Annotated in this window: 17 protein-coding genes; 6 read left to right on the top strand and 11 right to left on the bottom strand. The window is 65.9% G+C overall.

Features of this window, described 5'->3' with window-relative positions; translation table 11 throughout:
* Window positions 1-48: 48 nt before the first annotated feature.
* The 3 genes from QX132_RS28980 to QX132_RS28970 form a co-directional block, all read right to left on the bottom strand.
* The gene (locus QX132_RS28980) at window positions 49-2397 is read right to left on the bottom strand and encodes a bifunctional salicylyl-CoA 5-hydroxylase/oxidoreductase (RefSeq protein WP_316163492.1); all 2349 of its coding nucleotides are present in this window, start codon (window positions 2395-2397) and stop codon (window positions 49-51) included.
* 87 nt (window positions 2398-2484) lie between these two features.
* Window positions 2485-3321: an enoyl-CoA hydratase family protein gene (locus QX132_RS28975; RefSeq protein WP_315776324.1), complete on the bottom strand. Its 837-nt coding sequence runs from the start codon at window positions 3319-3321 to the stop codon at window positions 2485-2487.
* A gap of 42 nt (window positions 3322-3363) precedes the next feature.
* On the bottom strand, window positions 3364-4125 hold the full coding sequence (locus QX132_RS28970; protein WP_316163491.1) for an SDR family oxidoreductase: 762 nt from the start codon (window positions 4123-4125) through the stop codon (window positions 3364-3366).
* Window positions 4126-4294: 169 nt separating this feature from the next.
* Between QX132_RS28970 and QX132_RS28965 the strand changes: the two genes are divergently transcribed.
* Genes QX132_RS28965 through QX132_RS28945 form a run of 5 tightly spaced genes read left to right on the top strand, consistent with a single transcriptional unit; the run spans window position 4295 to window position 10022 of the window.
* Window positions 4295-5122 (top strand): alpha/beta hydrolase, encoded by an 828-nt coding sequence (locus QX132_RS28965; RefSeq protein WP_316163490.1) that lies wholly within the window; start codon window positions 4295-4297, stop codon window positions 5120-5122.
* Window positions 5122-6408 (top strand): acyl-CoA dehydrogenase family protein, encoded by a 1287-nt coding sequence (locus QX132_RS28960; protein WP_316163489.1) that lies wholly within the window; start codon window positions 5122-5124, stop codon window positions 6406-6408. The genes QX132_RS28965 and QX132_RS28960 overlap by 1 nt, the downstream gene beginning before the upstream one ends.
* A gap of 2 nt (window positions 6409-6410) precedes the next feature.
* Entirely contained in the window at window positions 6411-7925 is a 1515-nt protein-coding gene (locus QX132_RS28955) for a long-chain fatty acid--CoA ligase (protein ID WP_316163488.1), read from the top strand.
* 19 nt (window positions 7926-7944) lie between these two features.
* Complete coding sequence (locus QX132_RS28950) at window positions 7945-9039, top strand: NAD/NADP-dependent octopine/nopaline dehydrogenase family protein (protein WP_316163487.1); 1095 nt, start codon at window positions 7945-7947, stop codon at window positions 9037-9039.
* On the top strand, window positions 9036-10022 hold the full coding sequence (locus QX132_RS28945) for a 3-hydroxybutyryl-CoA dehydrogenase (protein ID WP_316163486.1): 987 nt from the start codon (window positions 9036-9038) through the stop codon (window positions 10020-10022). Before QX132_RS28950 ends, QX132_RS28945 begins: the two co-directional genes overlap by 4 nt.
* A gap of 1059 nt (window positions 10023-11081) precedes the next feature.
* Here the strand turns inward: QX132_RS28945 and QX132_RS28940 are convergent.
* The 6 genes from QX132_RS28940 to QX132_RS28915 all read right to left on the bottom strand — a co-directional run bounded on the left by QX132_RS28940 (window position 11082) and on the right by QX132_RS28915 (window position 17535).
* A complete protein-coding gene (locus QX132_RS28940) occupies window positions 11082-12128 on the bottom strand; it encodes a peptidase M29 (RefSeq protein ID WP_316163485.1) in 1047 nt (348 codons plus the stop codon).
* 33 nt (window positions 12129-12161) lie between these two features.
* Window positions 12162-12923, bottom strand: coding sequence for an ABC transporter permease (locus QX132_RS28935; RefSeq protein WP_316163484.1), 762 nt, complete (start codon window positions 12921-12923; stop codon window positions 12162-12164).
* Window positions 12920-13696 (bottom strand): ABC transporter permease, encoded by a 777-nt coding sequence (locus QX132_RS28930; RefSeq protein ID WP_315741105.1) that lies wholly within the window; start codon window positions 13694-13696, stop codon window positions 12920-12922. Before QX132_RS28930 ends, QX132_RS28935 begins: the two co-directional genes overlap by 4 nt.
* Entirely contained in the window at window positions 13693-14538 is an 846-nt protein-coding gene (locus QX132_RS28925) for an ABC transporter ATP-binding protein (protein ID WP_315741104.1), read from the bottom strand. Before QX132_RS28925 ends, QX132_RS28930 begins: the two co-directional genes overlap by 4 nt.
* A gap of 288 nt (window positions 14539-14826) precedes the next feature.
* Window positions 14827-16533, bottom strand: coding sequence for a dihydroxy-acid dehydratase (gene ilvD / locus QX132_RS28920; protein WP_316163483.1), 1707 nt, complete (start codon window positions 16531-16533; stop codon window positions 14827-14829).
* A gap of 24 nt (window positions 16534-16557) precedes the next feature.
* Window positions 16558-17535 carry an ABC transporter substrate-binding protein gene (locus QX132_RS28915; protein WP_315741102.1) on the bottom strand — a complete coding sequence of 326 codons (978 nt, stop codon included), beginning with the start codon at window positions 17533-17535 and terminating at the stop codon, window positions 16558-16560.
* 291 nt (window positions 17536-17826) lie between these two features.
* Here QX132_RS28915 and QX132_RS28910 point away from each other — a divergent pair, with 291 nt between their 5' ends.
* Window positions 17827-18177: a RidA family protein gene (locus QX132_RS28910; RefSeq protein WP_315741101.1), complete on the top strand. Its 351-nt coding sequence runs from the start codon at window positions 17827-17829 to the stop codon at window positions 18175-18177.
* A 20-nt stretch (window positions 18178-18197) separates the two neighbouring features.
* Here QX132_RS28910 and QX132_RS28905 read toward each other — a convergent pair whose 3' ends face one another.
* Together QX132_RS28905 and QX132_RS28900 are read right to left on the bottom strand one after the other, a co-directional pair.
* The gene (locus QX132_RS28905) at window positions 18198-18434 is read right to left on the bottom strand and encodes a hypothetical protein (protein WP_315741100.1); all 237 of its coding nucleotides are present in this window, start codon (window positions 18432-18434) and stop codon (window positions 18198-18200) included.
* 86 nt (window positions 18435-18520) lie between these two features.
* Window positions 18521-19897 (bottom strand): sigma-54 dependent transcriptional regulator, encoded by a 1377-nt coding sequence (locus tag QX132_RS28900; protein ID WP_316163482.1) that lies wholly within the window; start codon window positions 19895-19897, stop codon window positions 18521-18523.
* Between the last annotated feature and the right edge of the window lie 5 nt (window positions 19898-19902).

The raw sequence follows: 19902 nt of genomic DNA, 5'->3' as shown, positions 1-19902 counted from the left end.
CTACTCCACTCGCTCAGGACGTACCTGGCCGCAGCGTGGCACAGCGGCTTACTCCGCCGCAAGCGGCTTCGCAGCCTCGGCCTTCAGCTCCGCCCGCGTTTTCGGCTTAGCCTTAATCTTCAGCTCCTCGAAATCCTGCCGCTCCCGCACGCTGTTGCGGAAGATCTGCTCTTTGCCCGGCAGATATTGCGGCGGACAGAACATGTCGGCGCCATACCAGGCCGCGGCCTTCATGGTGAAGGCGGGGTCGACCAGATGCGGGCGGCCGAGCGCGACGAGATCGGCGCGGCCGGCGGCGAGGATGGTGTTGACCTGATCGGCCGAGGTGATGTTGCCGACGCACATGGTGGCGACATGGGCCTCGTTGCGGACCTGATCGGAGAAGGGCGTCTGGAACATGCGGCCGTAGATCGGCTTGGCCTCGCGCACCGTCTGACCGGTCGAGACGTCGACGAGATCGACGCCCGCCTCGCCGAAGGCGCGGGCGATCAGCACCGCGTCGTCACCAGCGACGCCGCCCTCGGCCCAGTCGGTGGCCGAGATGCGCACCGACATCGGCTTGTGCGCCGGCCACGCCGCGCGCATCGCGGCAAACACTTCCAGCGGGAAGCGCAGCCGGTTCTCCAGCGCGCCGCCATACGCGTCGGTCCGCTTGTTGGTCAACGGCGAGATGAAGCTCGCCAGCAGATAGCCGTGGGCGCAGTGCAGCTCGAGCATGTCGAAGCCGCAGCGCTCGCCACGCTCGGCCGCGGCGACGAAATCGGCCTTGATCGCGTCCATCGCCGCGCGGTCGAGCTCGCGTGGCACCTGGCTGTCAGGGAAGTACGGCAGCGGCGACGCCGACACGATCTCCCATCCGCCCTGCTCCAATGGCCGGTCCATGCCGTCCCACATCAGCTTGGTCGCGCCCTTGCGTCCGGCATGGCCAAGTTGCAGCGCGAACTTGGCTTGCGAGTTGGCGTGAACGAAATCGACGATGCGCTTCCAAGCGGCCTCCTGCGCGTCGTTCCACAGACCGGCGCAGCCGGGCGTGATGCGGGCCTCGCGGCTGACGCAGGTCATCTCGGTGAACAGCAGACCGGCGCCGCCGATCGCGCGCGAGCCATAGTGCACGAGATGGAAATCGCCGGGCACACCCTCCGCCGCCGAGTACATGCACATCGGCGACAGCACCGCGCGATTTGCGATCGTCATCTCGCGCAGCTTGAGCGGCTGGAACATCGGCGCGACCGGCTTCTCGACGTCGACGTCGAAGCCCTTCGCGCGAACCTGCCGCGCGAACGCCTTGTCGACCTCGGCCACGAAATCCGGCGCGCGCAAGGTGAGATTGTCGTAGGTGATCGCCTTCGAGCGCGTCATCACGCCGAACGCGAACTGCACCGGATCGAAATCCCAGAAGCGGTCGACGTGCTCGAACCAGACCAGCGACACGTCGGCGGCATGCTGCGTCTTCTCGACCTCCTCGCGGCGGCCATGCTCATAAAGATCCAGTGCGGCCGGAATATTGGGCGCGCGCTGCATGGCGTCAGCCAACGCGATCGCGTCTTCCATCGCGAGCTTGGTGCCCGAGCCGATCGAGAAATGCGCGGTCGACTTGGCGTCGCCGAGCAGCACCATGTTGTCCTTGACCCAGCGCTTGTTGCGGATCATCGGGAAGTTGCGCCACATCGAGCGGTTGATCAGCAGCGGATGATCACCGAGGAACCAGCCGAAGATCTCCTTCATGCGGTCGGCGGATTGCCGCTCATCGAGCCCGGTCAGGCCGGCCCGCTCGAAGGTCTCTGGATCGGTCTCGAAGATCCAGGTCGAATGGCCCGTCTCGTACTGATAGGCGTGCGCGATGAACGGGCCCCACTCCGTCTCCTGGAAGATGAAGGTGAAGGCGTCGAGCGGCTTGGTCGATCCCATCCACGCGAACTTGTTGGCGCGCAGATCGACCTCGGGCTGGAAGTGATCGACGTATTTCTGGCGGAAGCGGCTGTTGATGCCGTCAGACAGGATCAGGAGATCCGCATCAGCGAATTGCGACTCGTCCTCGAGGTCGACCTCGAACTGCAGGGTCACGCCCAGCTCGCGCGCACGCTCCTGCAGGATTCGCAGCAGCGTGCGGCGCGAGCAGCCGCAGAAACCATTGCCGCCGACCCGGTGGACCGTGCCGCGGAAATGCACGGCAATATCATCCCAGTAGGCGAATTCCTGGGTGATCCGCTGGTAGCTCGGCAGGTCATGCTTCTCGAAATTGTCGAGCGTGGCATCGGAGAACACCACGCCGAATCCGAACGTGTCGTCGGCGCGGTTGCGCTCGTAGACCGCGATGTCGGCGCTGGGCCGCTGCTTCTTGAGCAATATCGCCGCATAGAGACCGGCAGGTCCGCCGCCGATGATCGCGATCTTCATGAGCGCCTCCACTGGAGAGCCGAGCCAATGAAAATTATTTTAACCCTAAAATATCTCCTGGCAAGCCCCTTCGGTTCCCTCCGCTTGTCAATTGCCCTGGAAGACCGGCTTCGACTTGGCCGCGAAGGCCTCGAAGGCGCGGTTAAAATCCTCCGTCGTCATGCACAAGGCCTGGGCAACTGCCTCGGCTTCGATCGCCTCCTCGACCGACATCGCCCATTCCATCGCCAGCATGCGCTTGGTCATCGTGTTGGCGAAAGTCGGGCCGTTCGCGATCTCGGTTGCCAACACCACGGCCTGCGCCAGCACGTCGGCGGGTGCGACGATGCGGCTGAAGAAACCCCAGCGCTCGCCCTCGTCGGCACTCATGAAGCGGCCGGTGTAGAGCAGTTCGGACGCGCGGGACTGACCGATGATGCGCGGCAGGATCGCGCAGGCCCCCATGTCGCAACCGGCAAGGCCGACCTTGTTGAACAGGAACGCGACCTTGGCACCGGTTGCAGCCAGCCTGATATCGGAGGCCATCGCAACGATCGCGCCAGCGCCTGCACAGATTCCTTCGACCGCCGCGACGATCGGCTGCGGACAGGCCCGCATCGCCTTGACGAGATCGCCGGTCATCCGGGTGAAGGCGGTCAGACCCTTGGTGTCCATCTTCACCAGCGGACCGATGATCTCGAACACGTCGCCGCCGGACGAGAAATTGCCGCCTGCACCGGCCACGATGATCGCCTTGACGTCGTCGTCGAACGCGCAGGCCCGAAAGAAGTCGGTCAGTTCGCGATAACTCTCGAAGGTCAGCGGGTTCTTGCGCTCGGGCCGGTTCAACGTCACGATCGCGACGCGATCCTTGACCGCTAGCAGGAAATGGCTGGGCTTGTAGTCCGCCAACGGCACGGTGACGGGATTGGCGTGTCTCGACATGTCGGCTTCCTTCCTTCAAATCTTATCGTTGGGCGCTACGGTCTACACCTCGCCGCCGGCCACAGCGATCGCCTGTCCCGTGATCGCACCGGCACCGCTGCCGCACAGCCACAGCACGGTATCAGCGACTTCCTGCGGCATGATGAGCCGCCCCTGAGGATTATGCTTGGCAAGCTCGGCGATCGCCTGCTCCCGGCTGCGGCCGGTCTTCTTCATGATGTTGTCCACGCTGTCGGCGACGAGATCCGTATCGGTGAAGCCTGGGCAGACTGCGTTGACTGTCACGCGCGTCGCAGCCAGCTCCAGCGCGAGCGAGCGCGTCAGGCCCACGACAGCATGCTTCGCTGCGGTGTAGGCGCTGACGTAAGGATAGCCCTTGAGCCCTGCCGTCGACGCGACCGCAACGATGCGGCCATACGACTTTGCCCTCATCGCCGGCAGCACTGCCTGCACGGCATGCACGACACCCATGAGATTGATGTCGATCATGCGACGGAACAGCGCGGCATCCGATTTCAGGAACGGGGCGGACTCGGCACTTCCGGCATTGGCAATCAGGATGTCAATCGGCTGGCGCGCAACAGCGGCGGCAACGGCCGCGTTCAGCGCGGCCTGATCGGCAACATCGGCAATGGCGGCGTAATCGGCGCAGCCGGCTGCGATCGCCTCATCGAGCGTTGCGCCGTTGCGCCCGACGATCGTCACGGTTGCGCCGGCAAGCTTCAGGGCTTGCGCGATCTCGCGGCCGATGCCGCGTCCGCCGCCCGTCACCATCGCATGCGCAGCTGCAGGCAATCCCGACACGCGCGCCTCCTCATCTCTTGCAATACGATCGCGGCCTCGAAGTTATTTTAAACTTCAAATTTTTGCAACAACACGCCCGAAGCGGCTTGACACCTCGGTTACCGCGACTAGCGTTCAAGGGCCTGGAGCGAGCAGCGTAGCGGTATACAGGCATATCTCGGAGGTCTGCGTGCCTGCGTCGCAAATCACCACCACGAAGGACGGCCGCTTCGGCTACGAGGCGTCGGGGGCGCCCGAGCGGCAGACCGTGGTGTTCCTGCACGGCATCGGCGGCGCGGCACGCGCCTGGCGCGGTCAGCTCGACTATTTCGGCGAGCGCCGCCATGCGGTGGCCTGGGACATGCCAGGCTATGGCCAATCCGCCCGGCTCGAGACGGCCAGCATCACCACGCTCGCCGCTGCGCTTCAAGATTTCCTGAGCCAGATCGGCGCCAAGCAGCCGATCCTCGTTGGTCATTCCATCGGCGGGATGATCGTACAGGAATGGTTGACGACGCATCCGCAGGCCGCGTCGGCCGTGGTGTTGGCTCAGACCAGCCCGGCCTTCGGCAAGGCCGACGGCGACTGGCAGAAGTCGTTCATCGAGGCGCGTCTCGGACCGCTCGATCGGGGCGCGACGATGGCGTCGCTGGCGCCGGACCTGGTCAAGGAGTTGGTCGGCGACGATCCCGATCCGCGCGGCCTTGAAATTGCAACCTCCTGCATGGCCGGTGTACCCGAGGCAAGCTATCGCACCAGCATGCTGGCCCTGCTCGGTTTCGACCGGCGACAAGCCTTGAAGGACATCAAGGTGCCGACGCTGGTGCTCTCGGGCTCGAAGGATCGCAACGCGCCGGCGCCGATGATGGAGAAGATGGCGAGCTTCATTCCCTCGTCGGACTACGTCGAACTTCAGGGCGCCGGCCATCTCGTCAATCTCGAACGGCCCGGCGAGTTCAACGCCGCACTCGATACGTTCCTGACGACACATGCAACACCAGCGACAGCGGAGAGATGATGACGATCCCGGTCCAGAAGACGGCGATGGCCTCCGGCGAAGCCCTCGATGCGCCGATGTTCGATCCGGCCGCATATCGGCTCACGGCCGAGCAGGCCGACATCATCACACGGGCCCGGGAACTCGGGCAGAGCGTGCTGGCGGGCCGCGCCGCGACCTGGGATCGCGAGGCGAGCTTTCCGACTGAGAACTACAAGGACCTGCATCGCGCGGGCCTGCTCGGCATCTCCGTTCCCAAGGCTCTCGGCGGCCTCGGCGCGGGCTACCAGACCTATGCACTCACCGCCGCCGAGATCGGTCGCTATTGCGGCGCCACGGCGCTGACCTGGAACATGCACGTTTGCTCGACCTTATGGTCCGGACCGCTCGCCGACGATCTCGACATGGACGAGGACGTCCGCGCCGAGCACGAGCGGCGGCGCGCGATCCACTACAAGCGCATCGTCGACGACGGCGCGATCTATTCGCAGCCCTTCTCGGAGGGTGGCGCGGCGGCAGCGGGCGGCGTCGCGTTCGGTACCGAGGCCAAGCCGGTCAAGGGCGGCTGGCTGGTCAACGGCAAGAAGATCTTCGCCTCGCTCGCCGGACACGCGGACTATTATGGTGTGCTATGCACCGAGGTCAGCGAGGGCGAGAAGGCGTCCCGCCGCAACACGCTCTATCTCGCGGTGCCGGCGAAAACGGAGGGCGTCTCTGTCGTCGGCGACTGGGATCCGCTGGGCATGCGCGGCACGGTGTCACGCACGCTGCTTTTCAAGGATGTCTTCGTCGAGGAGGACGCCGCCTTGATGCCGCGCGGCGTCTATTTCCAGGCGGCGATGCGCTGGCCGCACATGTTCATGACGTTGTCGCCGACCTATATGGGGCTGGCGCAGGCTGCGTATGACTTCACCGTCAGATATCTGCGCGGCGAGGTGCCGGGCATGCCGCCGGTCAAGCGGCGGATGTACCCGACCAAGCAGATCGCGGTCGCGCAGATGCAGATCAAGCTGGAGCAGATCAAGGGAATCTGGTTCCAGGCCGTCTCCGAGGCGCGAGCCAATCCGAGCAAGGAGCAGGTGCTGCGCGCGTATGCGGCGCAGTACTCGGTGATGGAGGGCGCCAATGACTTGGCGGCGCTCGCCATCCGCACATGCGGCGGGCAATCGATGCTGAAGACGCTGCCGCTGGAGCGCATCTATCGCGACAGCCGTTGCGGCTCCCTGATGCTGCCCTGGACCGCCGAATTGTGCCTCGACCGCATCGGCCGCGAGGCACTGTACGAGCCCGGCGAGACGGACGACTGAGCGTGGACCTCTGCAGCCTGATCGAGCGCAACGCGGCGTTCACGCCGGACAAGCCGGCGATCCACTTCGAAGGCAGGACGCTGAGCTATGCCGATTTCAGCGAGCGCATAGCGCGGACAGCGCGGGCGCTGAAATCCGAGTTCAGCGTCGGACGCGGCGACCGCGTCGCGATTTTGAGCCTCAACCGGCCGGACTATCTGGTCTTGCTCTATGCCTGTGCGCGACTCGGCGCGATCTTGGTGCCGCTGAACTGGCGGCTGGCGGTGGCCGAGCAGGTCTTCATTCTCTCGGATGCTGCCGCCAAGGTGCTGGTGCTGGAGCAGGCGTTCGCGCCGGTGCTGCCGGCGCTCGCCCAGAGCCATCCGGAGACCGTGCCGGTCGGCATCGACTGTTCGCCGTCGAACGGATTGCAGATCGACGATCTGCTGGGCCGCGGTCACGGCGATGATCGCAACCCGCACATCGACCTCTCCTGCCCGCTGCTGATCGTCTACACCTCGGGCACCACGGGCCGGCCGAAGGGCGCGGTGCTGCGCCAGGAGGCGTTGCTGTGGAATGGGGTGATGAGCCAGCACATGCATGGCCTCACCTCCGACGATCACGTGCTGACGGTGCTGCCGCTGTTCCATGTCGGCGGCCTCAACATCCAGACTACGCCGGCGCTGCATCACGGCGCCACCGTTACGCTGCACACCCGCTTCACGCCGGATTCGACACTGGCGGCGATCGTCAACGAACGGCCGACGTTGACCGTGCTGGTGCCGGCAACCATCCAGGCCGTCACCGAGCATCCCGATTGGAATGCGACGGACCTGTCCTCGCTCAGGGCTGTTGCGACCGGATCGAGCATCGTGCCGCCGGCGCTGATCGAACGCATCACCGCGCGCGGCGTGCCGGTGCTGCAGGTCTATGGCTCGACCGAGACCTGCCCGATCGCGGTCTACACACGGCTCGGCGGCGACCTCTCGCGCGCAGGCTCGACCGGCCTGCCCGGGCTGTGCTGCGAAGCCAAGATCATCGACAAGGACGGCGACGAGCTTTCGGCGGGCAAAGCGGGCGAGATCGCCGTGCGCGGGCCCAATCTGTTCTTCGAATATTGGGGCAACGCCAAAGTCACGCAGCAGGCGATCCATGACGGCTGGTACCGCACCGGCGACATCGCCCAGCGCGATGCCGAGGGGTACTTCTTCGTGCTCGAGCGCAAGAACAACATGATCATCTCCGGCGGCGAGAACGTCTATCCGGCCGAGATCGAGCGCGTGCTCGGCGAGCATCCCGACGTCGTCGAATGCGGCGTGATCGGCCGGCCCGATCCGCGCTGGGACGAGGTGCCGGTAGCGTTCGTCGTCAAGCGCCAGGGCTGCGCGCTCGATGCGGACACCTTGCGCGCGCATCTGCAGGCGCAGCTCGCGCGCTTCAAGGTGCCGCGCGACATCGTGTTCGTCGACGACCTGCCGCGCACTGCGCTCGGCAAGGTGCAGCACCATCTGCTGCGCCAGATCGATGGCCCCAAATGATCGGCATGGAGACGCGCTCTTGAAAATTGCAGTGCTCGGCGGCGGCAACGGCTCCTTTGCAGCGGCAGGCGATTTCGCGCTCGGAGGTCACGAGGTCCGGCTGTGGCGCCGCGATGTGGACGCTGTCGCGCAGCATCGCGCGGCGGGCTCGACGATCATCGTCAAGGACGTCAATGGCCGTCATGAGGCCAGGCTGGCGCTGGTCACGACGGATATCGGCGAGGCCGTCTATGGCGCCGAGCTGATCCTCTGCCCGGCACCGGCCTTCACGCAGGCAGCCATCGCGCACCAACTTGCGCCGCATCTCGTCGACGGTCAGGTCGTATTCCTGCCGCCGGCGACCTTCGGCACGATGATCTTCGCGGCGGCCGCGCGTGATGCCGGCAATGAAGCCAACATCAGCTACGCCGAGACCGGCACGCTGCCCTGGCTGACGCGCAAGCACGGCCCGTTCGAGGTCGCGATCACCATCCGGGCCAAGCGGCTGCCGGTCGGCGTGTTTCCGCTGAACACGGCCGCACATGCGCTCGATGTCATCGGCCGCGCCTTCCCCGGCGTGATCGAGCCCTGTGGCGACGCGCTGTCGGGCGCGCTGATGAATGCCGGCTGCATCATCCATCCGCCGCTGATCGTGATGAATGCAGGTCCGATCGAGCATTTCGAGCGCTGGGACATCCACAAGGAGGGCACGCAACCTTCGATCCGCCGCGTCACCGATGCGCTCGATGCGGAGCGGATTGCGGTGCGCGAAGCGCTCGGCTACGGCGCGCCGCATTTTCCGCTGGCGCATCACTACGCCAAGGAGGGCGAGATCTGGATGTACGGCCGCGGCTCGCACGACCGGCTCACCGATTCCGGCGATTGGCGCGAGCAGCTCGTGCTGATGCAGCACCGCTACATGCGCGAGGATCTCAGGCTCGGCCTGTCGTTCCTGATCTCGGCCGCCGAGCTGAGCGGCACGCCGACGCCGCTCGCCCGCGCCTTCCTGGCCATCGGCGGTGCGATCTGCGGCGAGGATTTCATGGCAACGGGACGCACGCTCGCCCGCCTCGGCCTTGGTGGTCTCGACCGGACCGCGCTGCAGGCGCTGCTGCGTGATGGATTTGCTCAATGAGCGGGCGCGGTCATATCGCCTGCCTCGGCGCCGGCCGCATGGGCCGCGGCATCGCCGTGGCCTTCGCCTATGCCGGCCATCCCGTGACGATGATCGACATCAAGTCGCGCACGCCGGAGGAGTTCGCCGGGCTGGAGCGCGACGCGCTCGGCGAGGTCGGCGCGACGTTCGCGACCTTGGCGCGGCTCGGGATGCTGCAAGCCGCCGATGCCGAAAAGCTGATGGGCAATATCGCCGTCGCGCCGGCCAGCGCGAGCAGCGATGTGCTGGCGCAGACGACGCTGGTGTTCGAAGGCGTGCCGGAGATCGTGGACCTCAAGCGCGAGGTGCTCGGGGCAGCGTCGCGCGCGGTCGCGCCCGACGTGATCATCGCCTCGACGACCTCGACGATCCTGGTCAACGATCTCTCCGGTGCGGTGGAGCGCCCTGAGCGCTTCCTGAATGCGCACTGGCTCAACCCGGCCTATCTGATCCCGCTGGTCGAGATCTCGCCGGGCCAGGCGACGGATCCCGATGTCACGGCGCGGCTGAAGGCGCTGCTCGAAGGCATCGGCAAGGTGCCGGTGGTCTGCGCGGCCACGCCGGGCTTCATCGTGCCGCGCATCCAGGCGCTCGCCATGAATGAGGCGGCGCGCATGGTCGGCGAAGGGGTCGCCAGCGCCGAGGAGATCGACAAGGCGATCCGCTACGGCTTCGGCTTCCGCTACGCCGTGCTCGGCCTGCTCGAATTCATCGACTGGGGCGGCGGCGACATCCTCTACTACGCCAGCCGCTATCTCGAGGGCGCGCTCCACAGCGACCGCTATCGCGCGCCCGAGGTGATCGAGCGCAACATGGCGGAGGGCCGCATCGGCCTGCGCACCGGCGCCGGATTCCTCGATTATTCCGGTATGGATGTCGCAGCCTATCGCGAGCAGCGGCTCGGCGCGCTGGTCGACATGCTGCGGCATTTCAAGCTCGCCCGGCCGCCGGTTGTGGATTGAGCACGCAGCGAGGCTGATCGTCGCGTGGCGCATAGCCGTAGGGTGGGCAAAGGCGCGCAGGCGACACTGCGCGCCTCATGCTGCGCTCCATCGCGCGCCGTGCCCACCATGTCGCTCCGCATGCCTGGATGCACGGTGGGCACGCAACCGCCCTGCGGGCGGCTGCTTTGCCCACCCTACAGCGGTGTCGCTGCCGGCCCTTTGCGGGTATCAACTGCAACTGCATCAACAAACTCTGCCGTCGTCCCGGCGAGCGCCGGGACCCATAACCCCAGGGAGGAGTTTGGGGACGCGCGTCGATCATCTCGCAAAACAATGACTGCCGCGGAGTATGGATCCCGGGTCGGCGCCGCGACGCGCTTTGCGCGTCACGGCTTGCCCAGGACGACAATGGTGGGTGGATCGGAACACGGGTCAAACAGCGGGCGGCATGACGTCTCGTTCTCGCGGCGCATTTGCGCCCGAGCGTTGCGATCAGTTCGTCCCTCTTCAAATGCAGAGGGCGCAGGGAAGGCCAGGCGTCGGCTGACGCCTGCGGCCCGCCTGCGAAAAAGAATGCAGGCGGCAGGTACCACAGGTGCAGCCGGAAACACCCGGCCTTCCCTGCGCGACGGTCTTCACGCTTATACGCAGTCTCCCTGGTGCGCCGGGCTTGTTGGCCACCATGGCAACAATGCGCTTTAGGCGCATTGCGCTGGACACCAGCTTCGGGGTGTCAGGACGCTGCGACTTCACGTCCGCAATCGATCGTTCGTCCGCGCCCTCATGAGAGGACGCTGCGATCTCTCGCGGCCATCGCTCCCCGCCTCGCGTGTCGTGACGATCGCGCGCAACGCCCCTCCGCAGTGAGGCGGGATGGCGAGAGAGAACCATGAATTCCGAAAAATAGCAAGTAAATTATTTTTTTCGGAATACGCCCCGGGCATCTTCCGTTGCTCATCGCGGACGCTTCGCCATTTAGGGCGATCTACCCACCACGGTGACGGTGCGCTCCCCTCCCCGCAAGGGAGAGGGGAGTACACTGCCCGCTGGGCGCGTGCTCGCGAGCCACAACGAGAACTATCCGAACACGTCCTGCAGCACGCCCTCCTTGATCACGGCCACACCGTCCAGCTCGATCGTGGTGCCCATCATCGGCAGGTCGAAATGGCCAGCCGTGTAGCGGCCGGCGAATTCGTTGGCGCCGGTGGAGAACAGGAAATTGCCGGGGACGGCGCGCAACTCGGTGCCGTTGGTGTCGCGCTGGTCGTACATGGTCAGCGCCTCGTAGCGCGCGCCGGGGTTCATGCCCCAGCCGACATGCGACACCGCATAGGCCTCGCGGTCGCCCCAGGAGGCGAGATAGGAACGCATCATCGCGGCATCGGCACCCTCGCCGTCCAGCCCGGTGACGTAGTCGTCGCAGAGGGTCATCGTCACCGGTGACGTGAGATAGCGCTTGAAGGTGAGGTTGATGTCGCCGGACGCCATCACGATGGTGCCGTTGACGGAGCCGCTCTTGGGGAAGCTGACGACGATGCCGCCCGGCCAATGCGCGAGCGTGCCGGGACGGTCGGTCCAGCCCCAGACGCCGACGGTGGAGGCGCCCTCCATGATCACGTCGAGATCGGTGCCGGCCTTCGAGGTCACGCGCATCCGCTTGGTGCCGCGCAGCATCTTGGCGGCGGCGCGCACGCGCTTCTCGAGCGCAGAGTCGGGCACCATGCGCTCGAGCGCCTCGGGATGCTCGTTGGAGATCACGAGAATGCGCGCGCCGGCTTTCAGGATCTCCGGCGTCTCCACCGCATGCATCAAGCCTTCGATGGTGCAGTCGACGACAAAGCCGGCCTGCTGCAGCGCTGAGACCACCGGCCCGAGCTTGCCGATCGCCTCCGACGCGCCGGTCGAACGGACGGGAACGGGATGCTTGTTGCGCGGGGTCGGCACCACGACATGGAACGGACGCGCCCCCATCCGCAACAGCGCCAACTCCGCAAGGTGGACGTTGAGGGCGCGCGACTGCGTTTCCGACAGGATCGCGGCGGTGTCACCCGCCTTGACGGCACAGCGCTCGAAGATCTCGCAGAATGCGTCGATCCATTTCGCCTCGATGCGATCCGCCAGCATGGTACGTTCTCCCGATTGTTGTTGGTGTTGTTATCAGACTGAGGGAAAGCCGCGCAGCAGATAAGCGCGCAGGCCTTGCAGCAGGGCGTTGAGAATGAGACCCAGCAGCGAGATCGTGATCAGCGGCACGAACATGTCGACAGCCTGGAAGGTGCGCGCGGCGGTCACCAGCACGTGACCGAGCCCGTCGGTCGAGGTGATCATCTCGGCCAGGAACACGACGATGCAAGAGATCACGAGGCCGATGCGGCAGCCGGTCAGGATCGACGGCATCGCGGCCGGCAGCACCACCTTCCACAAGACGTCGCGCGGCGGCGTGCCGGCCGCGAGCGCCGACCAGATCAGCTTCTGCTCGACGGTCGTCGCGCCGTAGTAGGTCGACAGCAGGATCGGAAACAGCGCGTCCGCCGCCACCAGCATGATCTTGGATTCGTGGCCGAAGCCGAGCAGCAGCAGGAACGCCGGATAGAGCGCGACCTTCGGCAGCGGCGCCAGCACGCGCACGATCGGCTTGACGGCGGCGTTGACAAGCGGGCTCACCGCAGCGGCAATTCCAAGGGAAACACCGAGCGCCACGGCGATCGCAAAGCCGGCGAACAGCCGGAACAGCGTTGCCGCGATGTCCTGCTGAAACGTGACACTGGTGAGCTGCTGGCCCATCCGCAAAAACACCTGCCCCGGCGGCGGCAGCAGGGTCGGCGGCGCATAGCCGAACGACACCAGCCCCTGCCACAGCAGCAGGACCAGCACGATCGGCGCGGCGCCAAGGAGGATGTCGTTGGAGGTGCGCGTCATGAGAAGCTCAGCGGCATGTCGAACTGCGGCTCGGACCAGCGCACCAGCCAGCGCCTGACGACCTCGAACGCCGCATCGAGGCAGATGCCCATGGCGCCGATGATGATGATCATCGCGAACACCGTGTCGTACTGGCCCATGTCGAGCGCGTTGAACAGGATGTTGCCGGCGCCGGACTGCCGCGCGATCATCTCGCTCGTCACCATCGTGATCAGCGCCAGCACGATTCCGGTGCGGCAGCCGGTGAGGATCTCCGGAAGCGCCGCGGGCAGGACGATGCGCAGCAGGCGCTCGCCGGCCGAGAGCCCCATCGCCGCACCCGACCACAGCATCTTCTCCTCGACCGCCTTGGCGCCCTCGAAGCTGTGGTAGATCACCGGAAGGCTGACGCCGAGGAAGATCACCAACGTCTTGGAGATGTCGCCGACGCCGAGCCACAGCATAATGATTGGCATCAGCGCCGCCTTCGGCACCGGATAGATCAGCATCAGCAGCGGATTGAAGAAGGCGGCTGTCGACCGGCTGCGCCCCATCAGGAGCCCGAGCGGAATCGAGAACGCAAGCGCCAGCGCGAAGCCGATCGCCATCCGCCGCAGCGAGGCCAGGATGTTGATCAGGGATTCCTTGTCGGTGAGGATCGGCGGGATCGCACGCAGCGATTCCAGCGCGGTCGGAAAGCTGTCGTTCTTCAGCCCGAGCGAGGCGAGCTGCCACGCCAGCAGCAGACCGCAGCAAGCCAGCACCGGCGCGAGCGGCTTCAGCAGGCCGTTCATGACGGCAGCTCGTTGTCACCGGAATCGTCGAACATGCGCTCGATGTCGACGATGTATTTCTGGTAGCGCGGGTCCAGCAGAAGCTCCTCGCGGCGTCGAGGGCGCGGCAGGTCGATGTCGATCACCTCGCGGATGCGGCCAGGCGAGCGCGACATCATCACGACCTTGTCGGACAGGAACACGGCTTCCTCGACCGAGTGGGTCACGAACAGCACCGTCTTGCGGTCGCGCTCCCAGATGTCGAGCAGGTCGTTCTGCAGCCGCGTGCGCGTATGCGCGTCGAGCGCGCCGAACGGCTCGTCCATCAGCAGCACCTCCGGCCCGTAGGCCAGCGTGCGCGCCAGCGCGACGCGCTGCTTCATGCCGCCGGAGAGCTCCTTGGGATAGAATTTCTCGAAGCCGGTAAGTCCGACCATGGCGAGCAAAGTCCGCGCGAGCGCCTCGGCCTTCGCCGGCTTCTTGCCCTGCTGCAGCGGACCATACATGACGTTGCCGAGCACGCTCTTCCAGGGAAACAGCGCGAACTCCTGGAACACCGGGCCGCGATCAGTGCCGGGACCGGTGATCGGCTTGCCCTTCATCTTCGCCGTGCCTTTGGTGGGGCTGACGAAGCCACCGACGATGTAGAGCAAGGTCGACTTGCCGCAGCCGGAGGGCCCGAGGATGGAGACGAAGGCGCCCTCGCCGACCGAAAGCGAAATGTCCGACAGCGCAGTGTGGTCGCGGCGCGACGACGTCTTGAACACCTGCGACACGTGATCGATCTCGATGATCGGCGTGGCCGCGCGGCGGCCGAGCGGAGCGCCCGCGAGCTGGCCGGGTCGGATCGGGGTCACGCCCATGTCGGCTTCTCTTTCCGATGCAGCACGCTTAGAGGCTCCGTGATATCAGGCATGAAGACTGCCGCAGACGATCGTTTTAAACCACATCCGCCGTCATTCCGGGGCAAGGCCGAAAGGCCTTGAACCCGGAATCTCGAGATTGCCTTGCGTCATGCTCAACAAGCTCGAGATTCCGGGTTCAATCATCGAAGCGCAACCGCTTCGCGTCTGCGCCTCGACGATTGCCCCGGAATGACGGGGACCTGGAAAGATTAGCAAGAACCCTGCCAATCGTCCCACGCGCGCCGCTCATTGCTGCTCCTGATCGAACCAGGGCCATTCGGCCGGTCCCTCATGCGTGACGGCGCCGAGCGGCGCCTGCCCGACCAATTTCGCATACTTCGCCAGCGCTCCCGCGCGGTGCCGCGGCGGCCGCTGCGTCCAGTGCTTGCGGCGCGAAGCCAGCTCAACGTCATCAAGCAGCACATCGAGCGTGCGCGCCTTGGCATCGATGCGGATCGGATCGCCGTCTTGCACCATCGCCAGCGGACCGCCGACGAAGGCTTCCGGCGAGACATAGCCGATGCACATGCCGCGGGTGGCGCCGGAGAAGCGGCCGTCGGTGATCAGCGCAACCTTCTCGCCCATGCCCTGGCCATAGATCAGCGCGGTGACGCCGAGCATCTCGCGCATCCCCGGACCGCCGACCGGACCTTCGTTGCGGATGATCAGCACCTCGCCCGCCTGATAACTGCGCGCGCGGACCGCGGCGACGCAGGCCTCCTCGTCCTCGAACACCCGCGCGCGGCCCTCGAACACCAGGCTCTTGAGGCCGGCAATCTTGATGACGGCGCCGTCGGGCGCGAGGTTGCCCTTGAGGACGGCCACGCCGCCATCCGCCATGATGGGCTTGGCCGGGCTGAAGACGATCTCGCCGTCCGGCGGGTTGGCCGAGCCGTATTCATCAGCCAGCGTGCGGCCCGTGACAGTGATGCAGGAGCCGTCGATGTGGCCGCTCTCGATCAGCGCGCGGATCACCACGGCGGCGCCGCCGACGTCGTAGACGTCCTTCGCCGTGTACTTGCCGCCCGGCCTGAGATTGCCGATCAGCGGCGTGCGCGCGAACACCTCACCGACATCGTCGAGGGTGAAGCGGATGCCGGCCTCATTGGCGATCGCCGGCAGATGCAGCGCGGCGTTGGTGGAGCCGCCGGTAGCCGCGACGATGGCCGCCCCGTTCTCCAGCGCCTTCCGGGTCACGATGTCGCGCGGCAGCGGGCCGCCATGCGCGAGCATCTGCATGATCAGGCGTCCGGCCTGCCGCGCGACGTGCGCGCGCTCGGCATAGATTCCGGGGATCATCGAGACGTTGGGCATCGACAGGCCCATCGCCTCCGACAGCATGCCCATGGTGTTGGCGGTGAACTGCCCGGCGCAGGCGCCGATGGTCGGCAGGCAGGTCCGCTCGATGCCTTCGAGCGTCTGTGCATCGATCTCGCCGGTCATGTAGCTGCCGACCGCTTCATACGAGTCGAGCACCGTGAGCGTCCTGCCCCGGTACTTGCCGGGCAGCGCGCTGCCGCCATAGATGAAGATCGACGGAACGTTGCAGCGGACCATGCCCATCATGACGCCGGGCAGGGTCTTGTCGCAGCCGCCGAAGCCGATCAGCGCGTCATAGGCCAGGCCATGGACCACGGCCTCGATGGAGTCGGCAATCAGCTCGCGCGAGAACAGAGAGAACTTCATCCCCTCATGGTTCATGCTGATGCCGTCGGAGACCGAGACGGTGGCGAATTCCCGCGGCGTGCCGCCGGCTTCGGAGACGCCCGTCTTCGCCGCATCGACCTGGAAATCGTGCGTCATGTTGCAGGGCGTCTGCTCGCCCTTCTGGCTAACGACGCCGATCATCGGCTTGGCGATGTCGGCATCGTCCAGCCCCATCGCGCGCATGAAGGCCCGGTGCGGAGCGCGATCGAGCCCTTCCACCGTCACACGCGATCGCAGCTTCCTCATCGACAAGGCTCCGCGTGAAGCCGCCTACTGGATCGGCGCGACGATCGTGGGATGCTTGAACTGGGCGACGTCGAGCTTCGGCAGCATGCCGGTCTCGGCGTAGATGTCGAGCATCTTCTGGATCGCCGGGAAGTTCGGCGCGGCGACCGGATCGCGGCCGAAATCATTGTCCTTCAGCAGATAGGTGTCGATCACGGCGACCGGCGCCTTCATGACCTCCGACACCACCTTCAAGGTCTCGTCGCGATTGGCGAGCGCCTTCTTCATGCCGGCGGTGATGTCGCGGACATAGGCCTTCACCAGCTCCGGGTTCTTGTCGACGAAATCGGCGCGACAGGCCTCGAGGATGTGGACGATGTTCGGCATCGCCTCGGACAGCGAGAACAGCTTGCGGGTGCCGCCCTTGGCCTCGGCGCGCGCGGCAAAGGGTTGATTCATGTTGACGGCGTCGACACGGCCCTGGCGCAGCGCATCTTCCGACACCGCGAAGCCGACTTCGACAAGCTTGATGTCCTTGGCCGGATCGAGCCCGGCCTGCTTCAGCAACATGTTGAACGGCCCTTGCGTGCCGCCGCCGATCACGGAAATGCCGACCGTCTTGCCCTTGAGATCGGCGATGGTCTTGATCGGGGAATCGTCCTTGACCGCCCAGTAGACCGAGAAGCCGCCCGGCTTCTCATAAACGTGCTGGGCGACGATGTAGGCCTTGAGGCCGCCGCCGACGACGCCGTTCGCCAGTGACAGCGGCGCTTGCGTGGCACAGTCGAGCGCGCCGGCGGCGAGCGCCTGCGTCATCGGTGCCGTTCCCTGGAACTGGGTCCATTCGATGTTGTAGGTCTTGCCGAGATCCGGAAATTCGGTCGGCCGCTTCATCATCCAGTATTTGGATTCTTCCGCCGGGATGGTCCAGCCGACGCGGATCGTCTGCTGTGCGAATGTCGGCCCCGCGCTCGTCACCAAAGCCATCGCCGCGAGTGCCGCCAGCATCAACCGTTTCCGCATCACGCCCCTCCGCCATTTCAAAAAGGAACCTCGCGGAGAATGTTTCATGTCTCAAATATCTGTGCAAGCGCGGAAAACGCCCCGCCTTTGCCTGCCCCATGGGCAAGCCCGCTTTGCAGCGCGACAAGGCCGGGTCATCGTGAAACGCCCCGCGGTCCGTGTGCCGCGGCGCGGTCGACAACGCAAGGTCGCATGCTCCAAGCTGGCGAAAGTGGCCGTTCAGCCGACTGGCGTCGCCGCGTCGCACGCGCTAGGGAGAAGCCCCGAATTGACCTTTTGAGGAGTTCTTCGATGTCGATCCAGCGTTTCGAAATTGGCCCGCGCATGAGCCAGGTCGTGGTTCACGGCAATACCGTCTATCTCGCGGGAGTCGTCGCGCAGAAGACGGCCGGTGAAAGCGTCACCAAGCAGACCGAGGAGATTCTCTCGATCATCGACGGCCACCTCGCCAAGGCCGGCACCGACAAGTCGAAGCTGTTGTCCGCGACGATCTACCTCACCGACATCAAGACCTTCGGCGAAATGAACGCCGTGTGGGATGGCTGGGTCTCGGCCGGCAACACCCCGGCGCGCGCCACGGTCGAAGCCAAGCTGGCTGCGCCGCAATACACCGTCGAGATCATGGTGATCGCGGCGAAATAGGCGCGCTGGGTCGCCGCGCACTAGTCAGTGTCGCGGCGACCAGTATTGCGATTGAGCGGACCACGCCGCTCGCGCATGAGCCCTTCCGGAAGCACCGGCTCGGTGCCGGGCAACGGCTCGGCCCGCACGTCGGCGCCCCACTGCTCCTGCTGGCGGGGCGTCGTTTTGTCCTTGACCTGGTGCGACTGCGGCAGACCGTCCTTGCTGACGGGGTCGTAGGCGCCGGAGCGCAGGTCGCGGGTGTCTCTGCCTGTCATGATCTTTCAACAAGCGGTGTCCAGCATTCGTTCCTGATCGCCGGCATGGAACAGATGCCCTCCTGCCGCCGCAGGACCAGCCACGGTCAGGACTGCGGCCGCAGCGGCGCGCCCTCGCGGACGCCGTCGACCTTCACGGCCAGCCGTTTGATCTTGTCGTAAAGCGTCTGCTTCGGAATGCTCAGCAGCGCCGCAGTCGCCGGCACGTCGCCGAGCTTGCGGCGCAACGCATCCTCGATGATCGAGCGCTCGATGTTCTCCAGCTGCCGTGGCAGCGACAGCTCCGAGGCCGCGGCGCCCGAGCGGTCGAGGACCTTGCGGTCGAGCACACCGAGCACGAAGCGGTCGGCGACGTTGCGCAGCTCGCGCACGTTGCCCGGCCATGAGTAGCCGAGCAGCAGCGACATGGTCTGCTCGTTCACGATCGGCGCGTCGCGCTCGAACCGCTTGGCAGCCTCGAGGGTGAAGTGCTCGAACAGGATCGGGATGTCCTCGCGGCGTTCGCGCAACGGAGGCAGCTCGATGAACGCGACGCCGAGACGATAATACAGATCGGCGCGGAACAGCTTCTGCTCGCTGAGCTCGAACAGATTGGCCTTGCTGGCCGCCACCACGCGGCAATCCACCGCCACAGGCTTGTTGGAGCCGACGCGCTCGACCGAGCGGTCCTGCAACGCCCGCAGCAGCTTCACCTGCACGCTGAGCGGCATGCTCTCGATTTCGTCGAGGAACAGCGTGCCGCCATGGGCATATTCGATCTTGCCGATCCGCTGCTTGGTCGCGCCGGTGAAGGCGCCGGCCTCGTGGCCGAACAATTCGCTCTCGACCAGCGACTCCGGCAGGCCGCCGCAATTCACCGCGACATAGTTGCCGCCGCGCCTGGCGCTGTGAGCGTGCAGGCAGCGGGCGACGACGTCCTTGCCGGTGCCGGTCTCGCCATAGATCGTCACGTCGACATTGGTCGAGGCCAGGGTCGAGACCAGGCGGCGCACCTCCTGGATCTGCGGCGAACGCCCGAGCAGGCTCGCCTCGATGCCCTGGCGGTCGGCGAGCGCCGAGCGCAGCGCGCGGACTTCGAGCGTCAGGCGGCGCTTGTCGAGCGCGCGGCGAACGACGGAGACGAGCTGCTCCGACGAGCACGGCTTCTCGATGAAGTCATAGGCGCCGCTGCGCATCGCTTCCACGGCCATCGAGATATCGCCGTGTCCGGTGACCAGGATGACCGGCAGGTCCGGATCGAGCCGGTGCAGCTCGGACAGCCACTCGGTGCCGCTCTTGCCACGCAGCCGCACGTCGGAGACCACCACGAACGGCATGTCGGCGCGAACGGTCGTGCCTGCGGCTTCGGCGGAGGCGAACGGCGTGACCGAGAGCCCGGCGAGCTGCAGCGCCTGGACGGCGCCGATGCGGACATCCTCGTCGTCCTCGACATAGATCACGCCGACCGGTTGCTCAGGAGTCATGCGGG

The sequence above is a fragment of the Bradyrhizobium sp. SZCCHNRI20481 genome, assembly GCF_032485055.1.
GTDB lineage: Bacteria > Pseudomonadota > Alphaproteobacteria > Rhizobiales > Xanthobacteraceae > Bradyrhizobium.
The sequence above is the reverse complement of the archived record's forward strand: the minus strand, read 5'-3'. Positions and strand labels throughout refer to the sequence as shown.